The 5,148-nt window shown below is 33.4% G+C and carries 5 protein-coding genes; 4 read left to right on the forward strand and 1 reads right to left on the reverse strand.

Annotated features, from left to right (window positions below):
* Positions 1-272, reverse strand: a 272-nt coding sequence (locus Megvenef_RS07405; protein ID WP_322777323.1) for a hypothetical protein, incomplete at its 3' end; no start/stop codon positions are given.
* Between the two features lie 228 nt (positions 273-500).
* Between Megvenef_RS07405 and Megvenef_RS07410 the strand changes: the two genes are divergently transcribed.
* The 4 genes from Megvenef_RS07410 to Megvenef_RS07425 all read left to right on the forward strand — a co-directional run.
* Entirely contained in the window at positions 501-2,603 is a 2,103-nt protein-coding gene (locus tag Megvenef_RS07410) for an Rne/Rng family ribonuclease (RefSeq protein WP_322777324.1), read from the forward strand.
* Between the two features lie 401 nt (positions 2,604-3,004).
* Positions 3,005-3,508, forward strand: coding sequence for a hypothetical protein (locus Megvenef_RS07415; protein ID WP_322777325.1), 504 nt, complete (start codon positions 3,005-3,007; stop codon positions 3,506-3,508).
* Positions 3,505-4,497, forward strand: a complete 993-nt coding sequence (holA, locus tag Megvenef_RS07420) for a DNA polymerase III subunit delta (protein WP_322777326.1) — start codon at positions 3,505-3,507, stop codon at positions 4,495-4,497. The genes Megvenef_RS07415 and holA overlap by 4 nt, the downstream gene beginning before the upstream one ends.
* Before the next feature lie 151 nt (positions 4,498-4,648).
* Positions 4,649-5,148, forward strand: a 500-nt coding sequence (locus tag Megvenef_RS07425) for a transposase (RefSeq protein ID WP_322776251.1), incomplete at its 3' end; no start/stop codon positions are given.

Here is a 5,148-nt window from a genome sequence, read left to right on the forward strand (position 1 = left end):
TCAGCTAAATCTGAGCAAGGATCGTGGTGGAATGGTTGGAAAGAATGGTTGACGGTGCATAGTGGGAACATAGAAAATACGAGTAAACAAATTGAAGCTGCAACATATCCCAAAATCTTATAATATTCTATTTGATCATATTCGCTAAAAGATATCTCATAATTGCTGCGAAGCGAAGTTAAGAATGTTTCATTGGCGCCAAGTGCAACAAAATATACAACAACACAGAAAAAGTAAGTAAAAAAAGCATGCATCCTATTGTTCTTTGTCATAAATATTGTTTGCTAATAGCCTATTGTTGGTATATAAATTTTACTAGTCAAGGGCAACTAATTTGCATCGTCCTCAATGTAGGTAGATAAATATTTAGTTATTAAGTGTGAGCGTAAATCCAATAGCACAATAAATAAAGCGAATGAATATGATGGATATATAAATTCTCGTTTTACGATGTATGTTTGCCTGACTTTAAAGTAAATAAATATATTTTATGAGAAGGTATGAGCAAAAAAATAATAGTCGATGCAAATTTTCCCTCAGAAACACGGGTAATTTTGCTGGACAAGAACAACAATATTGAAAATTTAGAATTTAGTTCCACTAATAAAAAACAAATTAAAGGAAATATTTACCTAGCAAAGATAACAAGAATAGAACCATCTCTTCAAGCGGCTTTTGTCGATTATGGCAGCGATAAAGGTGGATTTTTGCCATTTAGTGAAATACACCCAGACTATTACCAAACTTTATCCACGGACAAGAAAGCTAACACTCTAGCTGGTAACGAGTTAAGCTCCGCAGAGATTACGTCAGAAGATTTAGCAGAAAAAAGCGCGAATACAAAATTTCATGAGCTGGTCGATAGCGATGACGTTGATATCAGCACTATTGAAAAAATGATTGATGAAAAACTTCAATCAGATTTTAATATCGACGCTGAAGATGATGAAATTGATGGAATCTCCAGGGATCATGAAGAACCTCCGCATAAAGGGCAGTACAAGATTCAAGAAGTCATAAAAAAGGGACAAATATTACTTATCCAAGTGACAAAAGAAGAGCGTGGCAATAAAGGCGCGTCAATGACAACTTTTATCTCTCTTGCCGGTAAATACTGCGTTTTAATGCCAAATAAACCATCACAAAATGGTATCTCAAGGAAGATTTCTAATGCTGAAGAACGAAAAAGATTAAAAAAAATCATTAATGATCTGGTCTCAAAAACAGAAAATAAATCTTTCAGTGTAATTGCTAGAACAGCTGGCGCAGGTCATACGACCTTGGAAATAAAAAAAGACTACGATTATTTAGCCAAACTATGGAATAAAATCAGAGAGACAACTTTACAATCACAAGCTCCTTGCTTTATTCATCAAGAGGACGGGATCATTCTAAAAACTATCCGTGATATGTTTGATCGCAATGTAAAAGAAATTGTTGTTCAAGGGAAACAGGCATATACTTCATGCATAAAATTCATGAATGACATTCTTCCTCATGAAGTAAAAAGCGTAAAAGAATATAAAAGTAAAACTCCTATATTTACAAAATTTGGGATAGAGGATCAATTAATAAAACTTTATCAACCAATCGTTTACTTGCCATCTGGCGGCTACATAGTAATCAACCCAACAGAAGCTCTGATTTCAATTGACGTTAACTCTGGTAAAGCAACTAGCGAGCGCAATATAGAAGAAATGGCTTTAAAAACTAACCTTGAAGCAGCGAAAGAAATTTCTAGACAAGCAAGGCTTAGAGACCTATCAGGTTTATTAATAATCGATTTTATCGATTTAAATGAAAACAAAAATAAGAAGATCTTAGAAAGATCACTTTGGGAATATTTCAGTAAAGATAAAGCTAGAATTCAAACATCTCATATTAGCTCGTTTGGGCTGCTTGAAATGTCAAGACAGCGACTGCGCCCATCATTTTTAGAGATGAATTCTAATATATGCTCTCACTGTAGTGGAAAAGGCGTAGTAAGAGCTGATGAGTCAAATGCGATGCTAATACTCCGAACTATTGAAAATGAAATTTTCAATAGTTCTTACGACGTAGTAAATGTCTTTGGTATTGCATCTTCTATAATTTATTTGCTAAATAACAAGCGCACTGAAATTGCTTTTGTGGAGAATAAATATAACATTAAACTAAATTTCTGCATTGACAAAGAAGCGACATCAGACAGTTACTCTATAGAAAAGATAAGGCTTTCCGATAAATACAAAACCTTAGATTCTGATGATTCACCCGTGTTACAAGATACCTCAGAAATTTACAATGAATTTTCCGAGAATATTAATCCTACACCAAACAAGTCAAAGCATAGGATAGATAGAGCTGCTAGCTCTTCTAACCCCAAAACTGATGAACTAAAGCCAAAGACTCTTGAAACTCCAGCTGAAGAACAAAAGGATCCAATTGACTCTCAAGAAAAACTGGCAGCAAAAAAACGTAGACAGAATCGCAATAGAAAAAGAATTGCAAAAAAGTCAACTACACAAAATTCGAATAGCGATAATGCTGCCTCGGGACCAGAAGCAGATAATACAGGAACTAGTTCTGTAATTAAAGGTTTGATTGAGAAAATTGTAAGTTAACGCTAATTCTGGATTATATATTAAAGAGGTTGTGGAGCTTACAAGTATGAGCAAGCACCGCCAAGAGTGAGTAAGCACACAATTCAACTACGTTTACTATATAATAAACCACATATTGAATTAGGTTCAAAAAGGTCGTAGTTTAGGAGAGCGTGAGGCATGTAAGCTAGCGCCTACTCTTAACTAAAATCTCGGGTCAACTGCAAAAGACGCCGGATCAAATCCTATATGAGTGGTGTTTTGCCTTGAGTGACTTTTCTTCTGGGTATACTCTGAAGGTTGCTTATCATAGTGAACAAATTATAGTATAAAATAACGAAATAAGGAGACGTTGTTCTGTTATATTAGGTAGCATTTAAACAATAACTCAATACAACCTTATAAATTTATGGAAGTTAAACATGCCTTCTAAAAATTGGCCTGGTATTATTTTGATTATGGCCACACTATTGGTAATAAGCGCTTGCGGTTTCAAACCTGTTTATAAAACAACAGATAACAAGACCTATGAGCTTCTGCAGAAAATAGAACTAGCACCACCCTGCACAATAGAAGGAGCAGAGTTTTATAATCAACTTAAAAATATTATTCCCCCTACTTCTTTACACGCAAACTATATACTAGAAAGTAAATTACAGTTTACTCAAGATTTCAGTATAATACAGAGAAATTCTGATGTACTTAGAGAGATTGTTACATTAAAAGTTTCTTATACGCTTAAAGAAAAAATGACTGGCAAAACAATTACATCAGGAAAGTTCACAAGATTATCTTCTAATAACACAAGCTTTTCTCCATATGAAAACTTAAACAAAAATCAGCAAACTCTTACAAATTTAGCAATAATCTCAGCTGAAGAAGTTAGAAATAGAATTATTCTTTATATTGAAAATAGCCCGAAATGAAATTCTTTACAAATGGACTAGGACAATTAATTCACAAAATTGAAAGTGAAGAAATTAAAGCATTGGTAATCTACGGACCAAATCAGGGATTTATTTCTTCCTCTTTAAGTCTGATAGAAAAAAAACTGTCGTTAAATTCCTCTAACTACTGCGCAAAGGATCTAACAGCTGATAGACTATCCATGATTGCAAACAGCAGAAATTTCTTTGCTAAAAGGGAAATTATTAAAATTACCGATATCTCTAATACTATCACCAAAGAGATGAAAGACTTTTTATCTAAAAGCGACTTTTACCACTTTGTATGCTTCATTGCACAAGATTCATTACCAGCAAATGGTATACGTAAATTCTTTGAAGAACAACAGCATTTAGCAATCTTAGCTTGTTACTTTGATAACGAGCAAACTATATCAAAAATCATTCTTGAGCAATGCAGAAATAGACATAAACAAATTGATGAAGAGGCCCTGTTTTATCTAAAGTCGCATTTAAAAGGTGATCACCAGATAATAAAATCAGAGTTAGAAAAACTTTTTTATTATACACATGACAAAACAACTATTACTAAAGGAGATATACTACTTTCACTTAGCCAAGATCTCGTAGCAAGCGGCGATGATATGTGCATTTATTTCAGTAAAAAAGAACCGTTAAAATTGTTGAAAGAAATTGAAAAACTAAAGCAACAAAGTATAAATGAAGTACTAATGATCAGGGCATTACTCAGATATTTTTATAATGTTTACTCTGTAGCATCAAGGGTTGAAGATGGAGAAACTATAGATAAAGCAATCAAATCTCTTTCTCCACCAATTTTCTTTAAATATATCGATTACTTTAAGCAAATAGTGCGTATATATAGTTCAGCTGATGCGCTTAAGTATATAGATGTCCTACAAAAAGCCGAAGTTAGCTATAAACAGAATCCAAGTTGCTTTGATTTATTCTCTATTTACACAAAATTACAAGAAGATAGTATTTTATAAAGTAAAAAAATTCCTTGTAACATTGGAACTAAGAATGATCTAGTTTGCCTGATTTATATACTCATTAAGAGTATCTCTGGGTCTGTCCATCTAAGTGTGTAAATTCCTTATAGGTTATATAATCAATTAATATAACTAAGAGGAATAAAATATGACTAAAAACACTATCAATAATAAGAATAATGAAGCTATATCCGCAGCGATAGATTTACTGGTAAGTAAAGAAGTAGATCTATCGAATGTTTTAAGCAAAGGCGGGTTATTGAAACAACTAACAAAACGTCTTGTGGAAAAAGCTTTACAGGCAGAGATGAATAATCATCTAGGTTATGACAGATACGATCGTATTATCACTTCTAATAACGCCCGTAACGGTGTATCTCAAAAGAATCTAATCACTGATAATGGCCTTATTACAATAGACGTTCCAAGGGATAGAGATGCTGAGTTTGAACCTGCAATCATTCCCAAAAGAAAAACAAGAATTGAAGGTTTAGATCAAAAAATTCTATCCTTATACGCCAAAGGAATGAGTCTATCAGATATTAAACTTCAGATTCAGGAACTATACGGGGCTGACATTAGCGAAAGCCTTGTTAGTAGAATTACTGATGATGTCATGGACGATGTTAAAGCTTGGCAAGGCAGGCC

This window comes from Candidatus Megaera venefica (assembly GCF_034554655.1).
GTDB lineage: Bacteria > Pseudomonadota > Alphaproteobacteria > Rickettsiales > Rickettsiaceae > Megaera_A > Megaera_A venefica.

Bases quoted from the DNA above. Each gene is read 5' to 3' on its own strand.
- holA (WP_322777326.1), top strand. From the start codon at position 3,505: ATGAAATTCTTTACAAATGGACTAGGACAATTAATTCACAAAATTGAA.
- Megvenef_RS07415 (WP_322777325.1), top strand. From the start codon at position 3,005: ATGCCTTCTAAAAATTGGCCTGGTATTATTTTGATTATGGCCACACTA.
- Megvenef_RS07410 (WP_322777324.1), top strand. From the start codon at position 501: ATGAGCAAAAAAATAATAGTCGATGCAAATTTTCCCTCAGAAACACGG.